This is a genomic window from Nitratireductor arenosus (genome assembly GCF_009742725.1).
Taxonomy (GTDB): Bacteria; Pseudomonadota; Alphaproteobacteria; order Rhizobiales; family Rhizobiaceae; genus Mangrovimarina; species Mangrovimarina arenosa.
This window is the reverse complement of sequence record NZ_WPHG01000003.1, coordinates 481,485-498,329: the sequence shown is the minus strand read 5'-3', so window position 1 is coordinate 498,329 and position 16,845 is coordinate 481,485. Positions and strand designations below refer to the sequence as shown.

The following is a 16,845-nucleotide window of genomic DNA, read 5'->3' as shown; positions in this document are numbered from 1 at the left end:
GCCCGCCGCATGCTCCTCACGTTCGGCAGGTGGCGCCGTGCGCGGCCTGCCAGAAAAACGAACAATCATATGCGCCCCACTACGCGTCCGAGAGGACGACGTAGTGTTTGATTAGCAAATCCTATTGCGCGATTCCACCGCGGATGTCCCGAACCGCCGGGCGGGCGCAAACGGGCCGTCTAGTCGTAGACGATATCCGGCGCCGACGGGGTTTCGGCGCTCAGGCCGGCCAGGGCGGCTTCGGCGATCGCGCGGTATTTTTCGGCATGCGCGCCCTGCGGATCGGAGGCGACCACCGGCGTGCCGGCGTCGGAAGTTTCGCGGATCGCCATTTCCAGCGGCACGGCGCCAAGAAAGGGAACGCCGAGCCGGCCGGCCTCCGCCTCGGCGCCGCCATGACCGAAAATGTCGTAACGCTTGCCGGTGTCGGGCGCGATGAAATAGCTCATGTTCTCGACGATGCCGAGCACCGGAACGTCGACCCGGCGGAACATGTTCAACCCCTTGCGGGCGTCGATCAAGGCAAGGTCCTGCGGTGTCGAGACGATGACGGCGCCGGCCAGCGGCACCTGCTGGGCCATGGTAAGCTGCGCGTCACCGGTGCCAGGCGGCATGTCGACCACCAGGATGTCGAGTTCGCCCCAGGCGACCTCGCGCAACATCTGGGTCAGTGCCGACACCACCATCGGGCCGCGCCAGATCATCGGCGTCTCCTCCTCGACGAGGAAGCCGATCGACATCACCTTGAGGCCGTATTTCTCCATCGGCTTCAGGATCTTGCCGTCGATGGTCTCGGGCTTACCGGAAATGCCCAGCAGGCGTGGCATGGACGGCCCGTAAATGTCGGCATCGAGCAGGCCGACACGCTTGCCGGCCGCCTTAAGGGCGAGCGCCAGGTTCACGGCGGTGGTCGACTTGCCGACACCGCCCTTGCCCGATGCGACCGCGATGATGGCGCCAATGCCGGGAACCTCGCGCTTGCCGGGCTGGCGACCCGCTGGCGCGCCCTGCGGCGCTGGCGCGGAGCGCTGCGGCTGCGCGGCCGGGCGCGGGGCCGGCGCGCGCTCCATGCCGCCACCCTTGCGTTCGGCGGTCAGCGCGACCACGGCTCCGGTCACACCGGGCATCGCCTTCACGGCGCGCTCGGCGGCAGCGCGCAACGGTTCGAGCTGCTGGGCCCGCTCGGCGGGAACGGTGATGGAAAAAAACACCTTGCCGTCGGCGACGAATATCTCCGAGACCAGTCCCAGCGAAACGATGTCGCCCTCGAAATCGGGGCCCTTGATGGAGCGCAAGGTCTCCAGAACGGTTTGTTTTGTGACGCTCATGACATCTCTCGCGTTCGCTGTGGCCTGAGACCGTCGGCCCGAGGTCGTGCGCCTTGAGATAAGGCAGATCGTCGGTCCGGCCAAGAGCGACAAATCCGCCGACATCGGGCAGAACTCCGATCTCCGGCAGCGCCGATGGCAGAAAAATATTCGAAACCTGTCGAAACGCCTTCGCTTCGTTCGTCGTGACCATGAAAGCCCGCTTACGGGCGCGGCTTTTACACGAAATCGGGCACGCCCCACGACCAGCAACGAAAAAGGACCATACAATGAAATTCGTTCCCTACCTTTCCTTCGACGGCCGCTGCCGCGAGGCGTTCGAATTCTATGCCAAGGTGCTCGACGGTCGGATCGAAGCGATGATCAGCCACGCCGAGACGCCGGCCGGCAGCCAGGTCTCGGCCGGATGGCAGGACAAGATCCTCAACGCCCATCTCGTCACCGAGGCGGGCGAGCTGATGGGCGCGGATACGCCGCCGGAATTCGGACCGGCCGAGCAGCAGGGCGTGTCGATCTCGATCCAGATCGAGGACGAGGCGCGCGCCGAAAAAATCTTCGACGCGTTCGCCGACGGCGGCACGGTGACCATGCCCCTTGAACCAACATTCTGGGCAAAAAAGTTCGGCATGGTGAAAGACCGCTACGGCACGGCGTGGATGATCAATTGCGCGCAGACATGAACGGACGGAAATGGGAGAGCGACATGGAAAGCAAGATCAGCACCTGGCTGTGGTTCGAGTCGCGGGCCGAGGAAGCCGCCCGCTTCTACGCGTCGGTGTTCCGCACGACGGAACTCGGCGAGATCACCAGGGCGCCCGGCGGCGGTGAGCCTTATACGAAGGAAGGCCAGGTCCTGACGGCGGAAGTCGTCATCGAGGGCCATCGCGTCATCTGCCTGAACGGCGGCGCCCACCCCGGCGCCACGCCCAATGACAGCGTCTCCTTGCAGATGCTGTGCGCAGATCAGGCGGAGGTGGACGAGTATTGGGACAGGCTGTGTGCCGACGGCGGGCGCGCGGTCCAATGCGGCTGGGTGAAGGACAAATACGGCTTTGCCTGGCAGATCGTGCCCGAGGCCCTGCTGCGCTTGACGCAGGGTCCCGACCGGGATGCTGCCAGACGCGTCACCGCCGCCATGATGGGGATGGTCAAGATCGATGTGGCGGCGCTGGAAGCCGCGGCAAAGGGCTGAACGTCATTTCACACCTAAGCGATCGCAGGAATTGATAGCCATGTCCTTTCAGGCCTATCTCGACACGATCGGGAAAAAAACCGGCAAGAGCCCGGGCGATTTTCACCGCATGGCTGAGGAAAAGGGCCTGATGGACGGGGAACGCCTGAAGCATGACGTGAAGGCGGGCCAGATCATCTTGTGGCTGAAGACCGAGTTCGGGCTCGGTCACGGCCACTCGATGGCGATCTACGCGCTGCTGTCGGGAAAGAAGAAACCCGGCGATTGAGCGTCAAGCGGCCGGCGGAGCCGGTGGCGCACCGGCTCGCATACGGATAGTGTTCGACCATGATCGACAAGCTCGAATTCTTCATCGCGCTCGCCCGCGAACAGCATTTCGGCCGCGCGGCGGAGACGCTCGGCATCAGCCAGCCGACGCTGTCGGCGGCGGTGAAACAGCTCGAGGATCAGCTCGGCGTGATGCTGGTCAAGCGCGGCTCGCGTTTCCAGGGGCTGACGACGGAGGGCGAGCAGGTGCTGGGTTGGGCGCGCCGCATCGTCGGCGACGCGCGCGCCATGCGCGAGGAGATGCGCGCGGCGCGCAACGGGCTGTCGGGCCGTATCCGCATCGCCGCCATTCCGACCGCGCTCGCCATGGTGGCGCGCATCACCACGCCGTTTCGCGAGCGCCATCCCGGCGTCAGCTTCTCGGTGCTGTCGCGCACCTCGATCGAGGTCCTGTCGCTGCTCGGCAATTTCGACATCGATGTCGGCATCACCTATCTCGACAACGAGCCGCTCGGCAACGTCACCTCGGTGCCGCTTTATTCCGAGCGCTATCAGTTGATCACGGCGGTCGGCAACGCCTTGTCGGACCGCAACGAGGTGAGTTGGGCCGAAGTCGCGGAACTGCCGCTGTGCCTGCTCACCCCCGACATGCAGAACCGGCGCATCATCGACCATCATCTGGCCGAGGCCGGTACCGTGTCGCGGCCGACGCTGGAATCGAACTCGATGATCGTGCTGTTTTCCCACATCCGCACCGGCAAATGGGCCTCGATCATGCCGCTCAACCTGGCCGAGACCTTCGGCTTTTCGGAGCCGATCCGGGCTATCCCGATCGTCGAGCCGGATGCCAGCCACCTGGTCGGCCTGGTCGCGACACGGCGCGAGCCACATGTGCCGCTGGTGGCGGCGCTTCTGGACGAGGCGATGACGCTGGCAGGCGATTTTCGACGGCCCGACTGACCTATTTCTGGCAAGGGAGAGCAGCTTGATAGAAATTTTCTATCAAGCCACGGAACCGCTTTATTGATTGTCGCGGTTTCGTCTGGTTTCCTAACCACTTAGCGTCGCTCTTCGGCGCGCCGAACAGGGAGGGCGCTGCACGCCATGCAGCAGCAAGGTACCCAGGCGCCGGCGGATATTGCCGGACGGACCAACGCCGTCATCGATGCCAAGAAGGGGCTGGAAGGTCCGCTTCTGCCGATCCTCAACGGCGTACAGGCCGAATTCGGCTTCGTGCCGCAGGACGCCCTGCCGGTGATCGCCGACGCGCTCAACCTGTCACGGGCGGAAGTTCACGGCGTGATGTCGTTTTATCACGATTACCGGCGCGAACCGGCCGGACGGCACGTGGTCAAGCTGTGCCGGGCGGAGGCGTGCCAGTCGATGGACGGCGACGCGCTCGCCGCGCGGCTGATGGATTTGCTCGGCGTCGGCCTTCACGAGACCGCGGCCGACGGCTCGGTGACGCTGGAACCGGTCTATTGTCTGGGCCTGTGCGCCTGCGCGCCGGCGGCGATGGTCGACGACCAGGTGATAGGCCGCCTCGACCGGGACAAGGTCGAGGCGATCGCCCGCGAGGTGCGGTCATGACGGCGCGAATTTTCGTGCCCGGCGATGCCGGGGCGCTGGCGCTCGGCGCCGACAAGGTCGCCCTCGCTTTGGCCGACGGGCTCGCCGAACGGGGCCTCGACGCCCAAATCGTGCGCAACGGCTCGCGCGGGCTCTACTGGCTGGAGCCGATGGTCGAGGTCGAGACTGACCGGGGCCGCGTCGCCTACGGCCCGGTCGCGGCCGAAGACGTCGCCGCGCTGCTCGACACCGGCCTGCTTGACGGCGGCGACCACGCGCTGCGGCTCGGCGATCCGGAGGAGATTCCGTTCCTCAAGCGGCAAAGCCGGCTGACCTTCGCGCGCTGCGGCATCACCGACCCGCTGTCGCTCGACGATTACCGCGCCCATGGCGGGCTTGCCGGGCTGGAAAAGGCGGTCGCCATGACGCCGGCGGCGATCGTCGAACAGGTAACGGACTCGGGCCTGCGCGGGCGCGGCGGCGCCGGCTTTCCGACCGGCATCAAATGGAAGACCGTGCTCGCGACGACAGACGCGCGCAAATATATCGTCTGCAACGCCGACGAGGGCGACAGTGGCACCTTCGCCGACCGGATGATCATGGAGGGCGACCCCTTCGTGCTGATCGAGGGCATGGCGATCGCCGGCATCGCGACCGGCGCCACCAAGGGTTACATCTATCTGCGTTCCGAATATCCGCATGCCATCCGCGCCATGAACGCCGCGATCGCGATCGCGCGTACGGCCGGCATCCTCGGCGCCAGCGTGCTCGGTTCGCCCAACGCCTTCGACATCGAAGTGCGCGTCGGCGCCGGTGCCTATGTCTGCGGCGAGGAAACCTCGCTCCTGGAAAGCCTGGAGGGCAAGCGCGGCCAGGTTAGGGCCAAGCCGCCGCTGCCGGCGCATAAGGGTCTGTTCGGCCGCCCGACCGTGGTCAACAATGTCATCTCGCTCGCCTCGGTGCCCATCATCATGGACAAGGGCGCCGCGTTCTACCGCGATTTCGGCATGGGCCGCTCGCGCGGCACGATCCCGATCCAGATTGCCGGCAACGTCAAATATGGCGGGCTGTTCGAGGCCGGTTTCGGCCTTACGCTGGGCGAGATCGTCGACGAGATCGGCGGCGGCACGGCGACCGGCCGCCCGGTCAAGGCGGTGCAGGTCGGCGGTCCGCTCGGCGCCTATTTCCCGCGCGCGCTGTTCGACACGCCGTTCGACTACGAGGCGTTCGCGGCCAAGGACGGGCTGATCGGCCATGCCGGTATCGTGGTGTTCGACGACACGGCCGACATGCTCAAACAGGCGCGTTTCGCGATGGAGTTCTGCGCCATCGAAAGCTGCGGCAAGTGCACGCCGTGCCGGATCGGCTCGGTCCGCGGCGTCGAGGTGATCGACAGGATCGCCGCCGGCGAGGCGCCCGACAGGCAGATCGCGCTCGTCACTGACCTCTGCAACACGATGAAGTTCGGCTCGTTATGCGCGCTCGGCGGCTTCACGCCCTATCCGGTGATGAGCGCGCTGACGCATTTCCCCGATGATTTTCGTCCACGGGCGATGAACGAAGCGGCGGAGTGATGCGCCGCTTCGCCGCCCTCCCCCAATTCCCGCCGCGATGATGTGGTAGGATAGACATTCGGTTCAGGAGCGATCCCATGGGTCTGATCACCGAAATCGACTACGGAACCCCGCACTCCACTGCGGAAAACGACGTCACGCTGACGATCGACGGCTTTTCGGTCACCGTGCCGGAGGGCACCTCGATCATGCGCGCGGCGATGGAGACCGGCATCAAGATTCCGAAGCTGTGCGCGACCGACATGGTCGACGCCTTCGGCTCGTGCCGCTTGTGCCTGGTCGAGATCGAAGGCCGCAACGGCACGCCCTCGTCGTGCACCACGCCGGTCGCGCCGGGCATCGTGGTCAAGACCCAGACCGGCAGGCTCAAGGACATCCGCCGCGGCGTGATGGAGCTCTACATCTCCGACCACCCGCTCGACTGCCTGACCTGCGCGGCCAATGGCGATTGCGAATTGCAGGACATGGCCGGCGTGGTCGGCCTGCGCGACGTGCGCTACGGCTACGATGGCGACAACCACGTCCACGCCCGGCATGCCGGCGACGGGGCGGAGAATTTCCGCTGGATGAAGAAGGACGAATCCAACCCCTATTTCACCTACGACCCGTCCAAATGCATCGTGTGCTCGCGCTGCGTGCGCGCCTGCGAGGAGGTGCAGGGCACCTTCGCGCTGACGATCGAGGGCCGTGGCTTCGAAAGCCGGGTGTCGGCGGGCATGCACCAGCCCTTCATCGAGTCGGAATGCGTGTCCTGCGGCGCCTGCGTGCAGGCCTGCCCGACCGCGACGCTGCGCGAGAAATCGGTAATCGAGATCGGCCAGCCGGAACATTCGGTGGTCACGACCTGCGCCTATTGCGGCGTCGGCTGCTCGTTCAAGGCGGAGATGCGCGGCGACGAGCTGGTGCGCATGATGCCCTACAAGGACGGCAAGGCCAATCGCGGCCATTCCTGCGTCAAGGGCCGCTTCGCCTGGGGCTACGCCACCCACAAGGACCGCATCCTGAACCCGATGGTGCGCGACAAGATCACCGATCCCTGGCGCGAGGTCAGCTGGGAAGAAGCGTTCGCGCATGTGGCCGGCGAGTTCCGGCGCATCCAGTACCAATACGGCAAGGGCGCGATCGGCGGCATCACCTCCTCGCGCTGCACCAACGAGGAGACCTTCCTCGTCCAGAAGCTGATCCGCCAGGGTTTCGGCAACAACAACGTCGACACCTGCGCGCGCGTGTGCCACTCGCCGACCGGCTACGGGCTGAAGACCACGTTCGGCACCTCGGCCGGCACGCAGGATTTCGATTCGGTCGAGCATACCGACGTCGCGCTGATCATCGGCGCCAATCCGACCGACGGCCATCCGGTGTTCGCCTCGCGGCTGAAGAAGCGGCTGCGCGAGGGCGCCAGGCTGATCGTCATCGACCCGCGCCGCATCGACCTGGTGCGCCAGCCGCATGTCGAGGCCGCGCACCATCTGCCGCTCAGGCCGGGCACCAATGTCGCTGTTTTGACCGCGCTCTCCCACGTGATCGTCACCGAAGGGCTGTTCGACGAGGCCTTCATCCGCGAGCGCTGCGACTGGTCGGAATTCGAGGACTACGCCGCCTTCGCCGCCGAACCGCAGCACAGTCCGGAAGAGGTGGAAAAAGTTTCGGGCGTTGCGGCCGACACCATCCGCGCCGCGGCCAGGCTCTACGCCACCGGCGGCAATGCGGCGATTTACTACGGCCTCGGCGTGACCGAACACAGCCAGGGCTCGACCACGGTGATGGCAATCGCCAATCTCGCCATGCTGACCGGCAATATCGGCCGGCCGGGCGTCGGGGTTAACCCGCTGCGCGGGCAGAACAACGTCCAGGGCGCCTGCGACATGGGCTCCTTCCCGCACGAGCTGCCGGGCTATCGCCACATGTCCGACGACGCCACCCGCGACGTGTTCGAGGCGGTGTGGAACGTCACGCTCGACCCGGAGCCCGGTCTGCGGATCCCCAACATGCTCGACGCCGCCGTCGAGGGCTCGTTCCGAGGCCTCTACATCCAGGGCGAGGACATCCTGCAGTCCGATCCCGACACCAAGCACGTCGCCGCCGGCCTGGCGGCGATGGAGTGCGTGGTCGTGCACGATTTGTTTCTCAACGAAACGGCCAATTACGCCCACGTCTTCCTGCCGGGCTCGACCTTCCTGGAAAAGGACGGCACCTTCACCAATGCCGAGCGGCGCATCAACCGCGTCCGCAAGGTGATGGCGCCAAAGAACGGGCTGGCCGACTGGGAAGTCACCCAGCGCCTCGCCCAGGCGATGGGGCTCGACTGGGCCTATACCCATCCCGCCCAGGTTATGGACGAGATCGCGCTGACGACGCCGAGCTTCGCCGGGGTAAACTACGACCTGTTGGATCGCGAGGGTTCGGTGCAGTGGCCCTGCAACGACAAGGCGCCGACTGGCACGCCGGTGATGCATATTGACGGCTTCGTGCGTGGCAAGGGCAAGTTCATCCGCACCGAATATGTCGCCACCGACGAAAAGTCGGGGCCGCGCTTCCCGCTGCTTCTGACGACGGGGCGCATCTTGTCGCAATATAATGTCGGCGCCCAGACCAGACGCACCGAAAACGTGGTCTGGCACAGCGAGGACAGGCTGGAGATCCATCCGCACGACGCCGAGCAGCGCGGCCTGTGTGACGGCGACTGGGTCAGGATCAGGAGCCGGGCCGGCGAAACGACGCTCCGGGCGCAGATCACCGATCGGGTGGCGCCGGGCGTGGTCTACACCACCTTCCATCACCCCGACACGCAGGCCAACGTGGTCACCACCGAATTTTCCGACTGGGCGACCAATTGCCCCGAATACAAGGTGACCGCCGTCCAGGTGTCGCCCTCCAACGGGCCGTCCGACTGGCAGGTCGAATACGAGGAACAGGCCCGGCTGGCCCGCCGGATCGCCCGGCCGCTGGAAGCCGCGGAATGACGATGGCCGCGCGCCTCTCGCGCCCGTTTTCCGGGTCCGGGGCTGCGCCATGATCCGGCCGCCGATCACCTCGACCTCACGCATCGCCCGCCGCGCCGGCGGAACCAAGGCGGCCGCGCGCATGGTGCCGGAGGAAACGCCGGTAGCGCTCAGCTTCGCCGGCACCACGCACGCGGTGATGATGGCGACGCCGGCCGATTTCGAGGATTTCGCGCTCGGCTTCGCCCTGACCGAAGGCATTGTCGCCGCACCGGACGAGGTCGACGCGATCACGATCGAAGACGCCGGGCCCGGTATCGATATCCAGATCCGTCTCAAGGACACCGCCAACCGGCGCTTCGAGGCGCGTAGGCGCAGGCTGGCCGGCCCTGTCGGCTGCGGACTGTGCGGCATCGAATCGATCGAGGAGGCGATGCGCGCGGTCGCGGATGTCGGTCAGTCTATGCTTACGCTTTCAGCCGACGACATCACCGGCGCCGCCAGACTGCTGGCCGAAGCGCAGCCGCTGCACGCCGAGACCGGCGCGGTGCACGCGGCCGGATTCTACCGTCCCGGCAGCGGCATCGTCGCCGCGCGCGAGGATGTCGGCCGTCACAACGCGCTCGACAAGCTCGCCGGCGCGCTGGCCAGATCGGGCATCGACGGGGCCAGCGGCGCGGTCGTCGTCACCTCGCGCGTGTCGGTGGAAATGGTGCAGAAGACCGCGGCCATCGGCGCCGGCGTGATCATCGCGGTGTCGGCGCCGACCGCGCTCGCCATCCGCATGGCGGAGGACGCAGGCATGACGCTGGTCGCGCTGGTGCGCGGCGACGAGTTCGACATCTTCACCCATCCCGAGCGGATCAGGAACGGAGCCAGCCAGAATGTCGCCTGAGCACGAAACGCGCACCGGCAAGGACAAGCTCGTCTACATGGCCAACCAGATCGGTCGCTTCTTCGAAACCATGCCGCCCGCCGAGGCAGCCGAGGGGGTGGCCAAGCATATCAACGATTTCTGGGAGCCGCGCATGCGGCGTCAGTTCTTCGAGATCGTCGACGCCGGCGGCGCGGGCCTGAGCCCGCTGGTCGCCGAGGCGGCCGACAAAGTCAGGCGGCCGGCACAACAAACCGCCTGAGGCCGCTCTACTGCCTGACCAGCGCCATGTTGCGCGCCCACCTATCCGGACATCGGGATTGATCGTCGACTTGCCCGCCTGCAGGCTCGACATCAGGTAGACCCGCCCGTCACCGTCCGAAGGCGAGGTCGTCGGCATAGGATTTACAAGCCTCGCCCGTTTTGCAGGCGGTGAACGGGGGAACCGCTGGATCGTTCGCCGAGCCGGCTTCCATCTTGTTAGTTACAAACGTAACAGTTACGAACGTAACTATATTCATGGAGGACCTGCCGATGAAGATCGAGAAAATCCATCACGTCGCCTATCGCTGCAACGATGCCAAGCAGACCGTCGATTGGTATGTGAACAATCTCAACATGGATTTCGTGCTGGCGATCGCCGAGGATCACGTGCCCTCGACCCACGAGCCCGATCCCTACATGCATGTGTTCCTGGATGCCGGAAACGGCAATGTTCTCGCCTTTTTCGAGCTGCCCACCAAGCCGGCGATGGGCCGCGACGAGAACACGCCGCCCTGGGTCCAGCACATCGCCTTCAGGGTCGGCGACCGCGACACGCTGCTGGCGTTCAAGGACCAGTTGGAGGCGAACGGGATCGATGTGCTCGGCGTCACCGACCACTCGATCTTCCACTCGATCTATTTCTTCGATCCCAACGGCCACCGGGTGGAACTCGCCTGCCCGGATCCGGAGGAAGAGGCGCTGATGAAACGGCTCGACGCGGTCAAGTGGGACATGCTGGAGGAATGGTCGCGCACCAAGCGGGCGCCGCGCCATGCCGAATGGCTGCATGCCAGGGAGTTGGCCGAAATCGCCGATTGAGGCGGCACCGAACCGGCAAGCGACGGGAGCCGACTTTGCGGACCCGAACGAACCTTCAGCGCGATAAAAACGGCTCAGAACAGGTCACAATGGCCGTGATCGACCTCGTCATGGACGTGGGCGGCGCGGCCCTTCGCCCCGATCGCCAAGGCGAGATCGGCGAGCGTGAGGGCGCGTGTGGCGCCGGCGGTGTCGACATGCCAATCGCCCGGCACTTCGACAGCGACGGCACGCAGGAACGACGCGATGCCGGCCACCTTCTGGGCCAGGAGGTCGGCCTCCTGCATCGCCTTGTGGGCGGCAGCGGCCGGCCGCGCGCCGCCGGCGGCGACCGCAGCGGCGATATGGGCCTGGTTGGCGTCGATGGCGTGCGCGATCGTTTCGAGCGCGGTCTCGACCCGCGCCAGCACAACGCCGATCGGCTCGTGGTGAGGGCCGCTTTCATCGGCGGCGCTGGCGGTCGCGACAGCGGACATGCGGGGGTTCTCCCTAAAACAGTTCGAGTTCGCCGCTTGCCGGCAATTTCGGCAACCTGATCTCGGGTCGCGGCTGGGGGGCCGCTGTCGGCGGCAGCAGGAACTGGCGCGCCTTGCCGCTGGCCGGATAATATTCCAATCGCCGGCCCTGATCCCCGCCGACGCTGCCGCCGGCATAGGCGATCTGCTCATTGTCCAGGAAATGGCGGGCAAAGGCGATGTTCTTGGCGCCGATATCGGAGAAACCCCGAACCGTGCGCGCGCCGCCGAACAGCTTGGCCTCCAGGTTCTCGCGCCGCGCACCGCGCTTGAGGAGGCCGTTGACCAGCACTTCCATGAGGTAGACGCCGAAACGCTCGGCCTCGTTATATCCGGTGTGCTCGCCGCCGCCCGGCAGCAGGAAATGGTTCATGCCGCCGATGCCGAGCACCGGGTCGCGCATGCACGCGGCAACGCACGAGCCGAGCACCGTGGTAAGCACCTTTTGCTTCTCGTCGGTGACGACACATTCGCCCTGAATGACATGAATGCGGTCGGGGCGATGCTTGTCTATCAATGAAGCCTCCCGACGATCGCCTCGAGCGCCTTTTTCAGGTCCGCCGGCGTGAACGGCTTGTTCAGATAATTGTTGAGCCCGAGCTTGCGGCCTTCGACCAGCACATTGCGGTCGGCATTCCCGGTCAGGATCATGAAGGGCACCCGAGCCGTGGGCTTGTAGCTGCGGATCGCCTTCAGCAATTGCAAGCCGTCCATCTTGGGCATGTTCATGTCCGAAATGATGAGATGGCTGGGCGTCTTCATCATCGCCTGCATCGCCTGCTCGCCATCGGCGGCGACGGAGATGTTCCTGAACCCGATCGATTCGAGCGCATCGCGCAACAGCAATCGGCTGGTTGTGGTGTCGTCGACCGCGAGGATCTTGAGTTGGGCTAGGAGTGACATGACGTGCCTTCTTTTCTTGTCGCCGCCCCGACGAAGATCGCGCGGGCGATGCCGTTTAACGCTATCTGCTTTTCCACCGCGCCGACCTCGAAGGCGACGCGCGGCATGCCGTAGATCAGCGAACTCGCCTCGTCCTGGCCGATGGTGCGCGCGCCGGCCTGACGCATTGCGAGCAGCCCCTGCGCGCCGTCCTTGCCCATTCCGGTGAGGATGACGCCGACAGCGTCGCCGACGGCGGCGGCGGCGACCGAGGTCATCAGCACGTCCACCGAGGGCCGATGTCCCGAGACGGTCTCCCCGGCCCGCAACCGGCTTTCCAATCCGTCGCCGCGCCTGACCACTTCGAGATGCTGATCGCCACCCGGCGCGACATAGACATTGCCGCGCGCCAGCGCCGTGCGATCCTGCGCCTCCTGCACGCGCGGGCGACACATGCGGTCGAGCCGCTCGGCGAAGGATTTGGTGAAATTGGCCGGCATGTGCTGGGTGATGACAGTCGGCGGACAATCGGCCGGAAACGCCGTCAACATGGCGATCAGCGCCTCGACGCCGCCGGTCGACGCGCCGACGGCGATTGCCTTCACACCGATTGTCGGCAGTTCGCCCACGGGCGGCGCCCCGGCTCCCCGCGGCGTCGGGGAACGCTCCGGCGCTCCGGCGCGACGTCGCCTGGCCCCGGCGGCCCGGACCTTTTCGGCGAGTTCGGCGAAAGAGGCGCTGTCGGTCAGGGTCGGTTTGGCCACGCAGTCGAAGGCACCCCGGGCGAGCGCCTCGATGGTCGTCGCGGCGCCGTTGACGGTCAGGGTCGACACCATGATGACGGGACGGGGCCGATGTTTCATCACCCGTCGCAGGAAATCGATGCCGTTCATCTTCGGCATCTCGATATCGAGGGTGATGACGTCGGGATCGAGCGTGTCGACGAGGCGGAAGGCCTCTGTCGGATCGGGCGCCTCGCCCACCACTTCGATGCCGGTATCGGCTTCGAGCGCGAACCGGATGATCTTGCGCATGGTCGCGCTGTCGTCGATGATCAGGACCCGAACCGGTTTCACCGCGCCCCGCCCTTGTGATGTCGCCATGTCGTGACCCCGTCGGCGGCGAAATGCTCCGCCGCCGGACCCGACACCCGCTCGGAATGCCCTATATAGAGCGCCCCGTCCGGCTTGAGCGCGGCGGAAAAGCGCGTCCACAGCTCGGCCTGCTTGGGCTTGTCGAAATAGATCACGACGTTGCGGCAGAAGATCACGTCGAAACGCTTCTTCATCGGCCATTTGGCGAACAGGTTGAGCTCACGGAAAGCGACCAGATCGCGCAGCTCCTCGGCGACCTGCCAGCGCTGCTCGCCCGGACCGGCAACCCTGTGAAACCATTTGCGCCGCACATCCGCCGGAACGTCGGAAAGGGCCGCCTCGGGATAGCTCGCCGCGCGGCCCTCCTCGATCATGTTGGGGTCGATGTCGGTGGCGAGAACGCGTACGTCGTGGCGGGCGACGTCGGGCATGGCCGACAGCAACACCAGCGCGATCGTGTACGCCTCCTGCCCGTTGGAACATCCCGCCGACCAGATCCGGACCGGGTCGCCGCGCCGCGCGCGCTCGACAAGGCCCGGAAGCACCCGGGTCTTCAAATGCTCGAAATGATGGGCCTCGCGGTAAAATCTGGTAACGTTGGTCGTCAGGGCCGCGACCATCTTTTGACGTTCGCCGAGGCCGTCCGTGCCGGCGACCAGCGCGCAGTAATCGCGAAAATTCTCCAGGCCGAGAGCACGTAGGCGCTTGGCCAGCCGGGCGTAGACGAGCGCCGCCTTCGCTTCCGACAATTGGATGCCGGCATGATCGTGAAGGATCGACGCGATGCGGTGGAAATCCTCCTCGGTGAGCACATACTCACCGGGCACCATTCCGCCCGTCCGGGGCACGGCAGCTCGGTTCAATTCAGCGTCCCTGTGCCTTCGTGGGTGGCGGCGATCACGCTGTCGAGCCCGATCAGGCTGATCATCCGGCCCTCGATCGCCAGCACGCCCTTCATGAAGCAGCGCGCCAGTTCGGAGGCGACATCCGGGGTCGGCTGGATGGTTTCGGAGGTGATGGTGAGGATGTCGGACACTGCGTCGACCAGAAGCCCGACCGACTGGCTGCCGACCTGGGTGACGATGATGACGTGGCGCGCGGTCGGCTCCGTCGAACGGAAACCGAGGCGGGCCGAAAGGTCGATCACCGGCAGCACCGAGCCGCGCAGATTGATCACACCCTTCACGTAGTCGGGCGAATGCGGCAGCGGGGTGGTCGGGGTCCAACCCCTGATATCGCGCACCGACATGATGTCGACGCAAAATTCCTGCTCGCCGAGCCGGAAGGCGATCAGCTCGTTATATTGGGACGTATCGTGTTCGTTGACTTCCATCATGCTGCGTTCCTCTTGCGATTGGCGCCTTCCGACCTGGCCGGATCGGAGCGGCTTCCGGCCACGATCGCGTCGACATCGAGGATGACGGCCACGCGGCCGTCACCGAGGATGGTCGCGGCCGCGACCCCGAAAACGTGGCCGTAATTGGTTTCGAGACTCTTGATGACCACCTGCTGCTGGCCGATGATGCCGTCCACCAGCAGCGCGCTTTGGGCGCGGTTCTCCGATTCGACCATGATCGCGACGCTGCCGACCGGGTCGGCTTCGCAGTCGCGGTAGCCGAGTTCGCGTCCGACATCGATCAGCGGGATGAACGCGCCGCGGGTCGAAATCACCCGCGCCGTCTCGCCCAGTCCGTGGACATCCGAGTTCTTGGGCTGGAGCGTTTCCACGATCGCGGTCAGAGGCACGACCAGGGTCTGGCCGGCCACCGTCACCACCATGCCGTCGAGCACGGCCAGGGTCAGCGGCAGGCTGAGCGTGAACGCGGTGCCTTTGCCGGGCCGAGACGAAATCGCGATCCGGCCGCCGAGTGCCTGGATGGAGCGCTTGACCACGTCCATGCCGACGCCGCGGCCGGACACGTCCGACACCGCGCTCGCGGTCGAGAAGCCGGGCGCGAAGATCAGGTCGTCGATTTCATTGTCGGCCAGTTGCGCGTCTGCGTCGATCAATCCCTTGTCGACGGCGATGCTTCTGACGCGCTCGCGATTGATGCCGGAACCGTCATCGGAGACCTCGATGATGACACGCCCGGACCGGTGGGCCGCGGTCATGCGCACAACGCCCTGCTCCGGCTTGCCCGCTTGGACCCGCTCCTCGGGCGATTCCAGCCCGTGATCGATGGCGTTGCGGATCATATGGGTGAGCGGATCGGTCAGACGTTCGATGACCGTCTTGTCGACCTCGCAATTCTCGCCCTCGGTGATCAGGCGCACCGACTTGCCGGTCATGTCGGCGACCTCGCGCACGACACGCGACATGCGCTGGAAGATCGGCCGCACCGGCTGGGCGCGAATCGCCATCACCGAATCCTGGATTTCGCGGGTAAGCTGCTCCAGATCGTCGAGGCCGACCGCCACATCCGAAAGCCGCGCGATGCCGGCCTCGGTGACGCGCTGAGCCAGCATCGACTGGTTGATGACCAGTTCGCCGACTAGGTCGATCAGCCGGTCGACACGGTCGAGGTCGACCCGGATGGTGGTCTGAGCCTGTTGGGCGGGGGATGCCCCGGCGCTCGGCGCGGCTGCCTTGGCGGCCTGCTCGGGCGCGAATTCGGCCAGCCGCTCCAGCACCGCCTGGGGAATGGCCGGACTGTCGGCCGGCGCTTCGGCGGGCCCGATCTCGGCAACCGGTTCGGGCGTAAATTCGAAATCTGGCTCAACGGACGGTTCGGCCTCGATCCTGATCTCGCAGTCGAATTCGACGAATTCAAACACGTCGCGCACCGCGCTCTCGCCGGCGCTGGTGACAAGCCGCACGTTCCAGGCCAGATAGGCGCCTTCCGGGTCGAGCTCGCTCAGCAGCGGTACATCCGACCTGTCGCAGGCGATGTCGGCCTCGCCGAGCGCGCGCAACTCGCGCAACAATTTGGCGGCGTCATTGGCCTTGGCGTAGAGCTCGGGCTTGGGTTTGAACCAAACGTTGAACACGATTTGCCCGTCATCGTCGCTATTCTCGCCGATCAGATCGTCGAAGGTGACTGTGACCGGGAAAAAGGCCTCCGGATCGTCCCCGCCCGCCTCGTCGTCGCCCGCATGCGGCTCCGCCGATTGAGCGCATGCCGGCGTGGCAACAGGATTGACCACCTGCATCAATTCGTCATGCAACTGGCCGACACGGGCCTGGTCCATCTCGCCGCCATCGCGCGAATAGCGCACAAGGTCGGCAAGCGTGTCCGACGAGCGCAGCATCAGCTTGACAAGCGGCGGCGCCGCCTCGATCTGCGACCCGCGCAGCAGGTCCAGCACCGTCTCGAATGTGTGCGCGAACCGCACCAGTTCGTCGAGGCCGAAGGCGCCGGCGCCACCCTTGATCGAATGAACGGCACGGAATACGGCGTTGATCGTGTCGTCGTCGACCTGCTGGCTTTCGATCGCCAGCAGACCGGTCTCCAGTTCGGCAAGCTGTTCCTCGCATTCCTGGAAGAACGTCTGTTTGATTGCCGCCATCGTGTCCACGGGCACAGT

General features: G+C 65.8%; 18 protein-coding genes. 10 read left to right on the top strand and 8 right to left on the bottom strand.

Features of this window, described 5'->3' with window-relative positions; genetic code table 11:
- Positions 1-179: 179 nt before the first annotated feature.
- Complete coding sequence (locus GN330_RS14380) at positions 180-1,328, bottom strand: Mrp/NBP35 family ATP-binding protein (protein ID WP_156713373.1); 1,149 nt, start codon at positions 1,326-1,328, stop codon at positions 180-182.
- Between the two features lie 269 nt (positions 1,329-1,597).
- Here GN330_RS14380 and GN330_RS14375 point away from each other — a divergent pair, with 269 nt between their 5' ends.
- The 10 genes from GN330_RS14375 (at position 1,598) to GN330_RS14330 (ending at position 10,829) form a co-directional block, all read left to right on the top strand.
- Positions 1,598-2,008 carry a VOC family protein gene (locus tag GN330_RS14375; protein ID WP_156713372.1) on the top strand — a complete coding sequence of 137 codons (411 nt, stop codon included), beginning with the start codon at positions 1,598-1,600 and terminating at the stop codon, positions 2,006-2,008.
- Between the two features lie 23 nt (positions 2,009-2,031).
- Entirely contained in the window at positions 2,032-2,520 is a 489-nt protein-coding gene (locus GN330_RS14370; RefSeq protein WP_156713371.1) for a VOC family protein, read from the top strand.
- Between the two features lie 40 nt (positions 2,521-2,560).
- Positions 2,561-2,788 (top strand): DUF4287 domain-containing protein, encoded by a 228-nt coding sequence (locus GN330_RS14365; RefSeq protein WP_156713370.1) that lies wholly within the window; start codon positions 2,561-2,563, stop codon positions 2,786-2,788.
- A gap of 59 nt (positions 2,789-2,847) precedes the next feature.
- A complete protein-coding gene (locus GN330_RS14360) occupies positions 2,848-3,747 on the top strand; it encodes a LysR family transcriptional regulator (protein WP_156713369.1) in 900 nt (299 codons plus the stop codon).
- A gap of 144 nt (positions 3,748-3,891) precedes the next feature.
- Positions 3,892-4,377, top strand: coding sequence for a formate dehydrogenase subunit gamma (locus GN330_RS14355; RefSeq protein WP_156713368.1), 486 nt, complete (start codon positions 3,892-3,894; stop codon positions 4,375-4,377).
- A complete protein-coding gene (locus GN330_RS14350; RefSeq protein WP_156713367.1) occupies positions 4,374-5,930 on the top strand; it encodes a formate dehydrogenase beta subunit in 1,557 nt (518 codons plus the stop codon). Before GN330_RS14355 ends, GN330_RS14350 begins: the two co-directional genes overlap by 4 nt.
- A gap of 77 nt (positions 5,931-6,007) precedes the next feature.
- Positions 6,008-8,893 carry a formate dehydrogenase subunit alpha gene (gene fdhF, locus GN330_RS14345; protein WP_156713366.1) on the top strand — a complete coding sequence of 962 codons (2,886 nt, stop codon included), beginning with the start codon at positions 6,008-6,010 and terminating at the stop codon, positions 8,891-8,893.
- 49 nt (positions 8,894-8,942) lie between these two features.
- A complete protein-coding gene (gene fdhD, locus GN330_RS14340) occupies positions 8,943-9,767 on the top strand; it encodes a formate dehydrogenase accessory sulfurtransferase FdhD (protein ID WP_156713365.1) in 825 nt (274 codons plus the stop codon).
- Complete coding sequence (locus tag GN330_RS14335) at positions 9,757-10,008, top strand: formate dehydrogenase subunit delta (RefSeq protein WP_156713364.1); 252 nt, start codon at positions 9,757-9,759, stop codon at positions 10,006-10,008. The genes fdhD and GN330_RS14335 overlap by 11 nt, the downstream gene beginning before the upstream one ends.
- A gap of 272 nt (positions 10,009-10,280) precedes the next feature.
- Positions 10,281-10,829, top strand: a complete 549-nt coding sequence (locus GN330_RS14330; RefSeq protein WP_156713363.1) for a VOC family protein — start codon at positions 10,281-10,283, stop codon at positions 10,827-10,829.
- A 74-nt stretch (positions 10,830-10,903) separates the two neighbouring features.
- Here the strand turns inward: GN330_RS14330 and GN330_RS14325 are convergent, their stop codons facing one another.
- Genes GN330_RS14325 through GN330_RS14295 form a run of 7 tightly spaced genes read right to left on the bottom strand, consistent with a single transcriptional unit; the run spans position 10,904 to position 16,827 of the window.
- On the bottom strand, positions 10,904-11,305 hold the full coding sequence (locus GN330_RS14325) for a hypothetical protein (RefSeq protein WP_156713362.1): 402 nt from the start codon (positions 11,303-11,305) through the stop codon (positions 10,904-10,906).
- Positions 11,306-11,318: 13 nt separating this feature from the next.
- Complete coding sequence (locus tag GN330_RS14320; RefSeq protein WP_246188688.1) at positions 11,319-11,861, bottom strand: chemotaxis protein CheD; 543 nt, start codon at positions 11,859-11,861, stop codon at positions 11,319-11,321.
- Positions 11,858-12,247 (bottom strand): response regulator, encoded by a 390-nt coding sequence (locus GN330_RS14315; protein ID WP_156713361.1) that lies wholly within the window; start codon positions 12,245-12,247, stop codon positions 11,858-11,860. Before GN330_RS14315 ends, GN330_RS14320 begins: the two co-directional genes overlap by 4 nt.
- Positions 12,235-13,329 carry a protein-glutamate methylesterase/protein-glutamine glutaminase gene (locus tag GN330_RS14310; RefSeq protein WP_156713360.1) on the bottom strand — a complete coding sequence of 365 codons (1,095 nt, stop codon included), beginning with the start codon at positions 13,327-13,329 and terminating at the stop codon, positions 12,235-12,237. Before GN330_RS14310 ends, GN330_RS14315 begins: the two co-directional genes overlap by 13 nt.
- Positions 13,299-14,150, bottom strand: a complete 852-nt coding sequence (locus GN330_RS14305; RefSeq protein ID WP_156713359.1) for a CheR family methyltransferase — start codon at positions 14,148-14,150, stop codon at positions 13,299-13,301. The genes GN330_RS14310 and GN330_RS14305 overlap by 31 nt, the downstream gene beginning before the upstream one ends.
- 29 nt (positions 14,151-14,179) lie before the next feature.
- Positions 14,180-14,656 carry a chemotaxis protein CheW gene (locus GN330_RS14300; RefSeq protein WP_156713358.1) on the bottom strand — a complete coding sequence of 159 codons (477 nt, stop codon included), beginning with the start codon at positions 14,654-14,656 and terminating at the stop codon, positions 14,180-14,182.
- A complete protein-coding gene (locus tag GN330_RS14295) occupies positions 14,653-16,827 on the bottom strand; it encodes a chemotaxis protein CheA (protein ID WP_156713765.1) in 2,175 nt (724 codons plus the stop codon). Before GN330_RS14295 ends, GN330_RS14300 begins: the two co-directional genes overlap by 4 nt.
- Between the last annotated feature and the right edge of the window lie 18 nt (positions 16,828-16,845).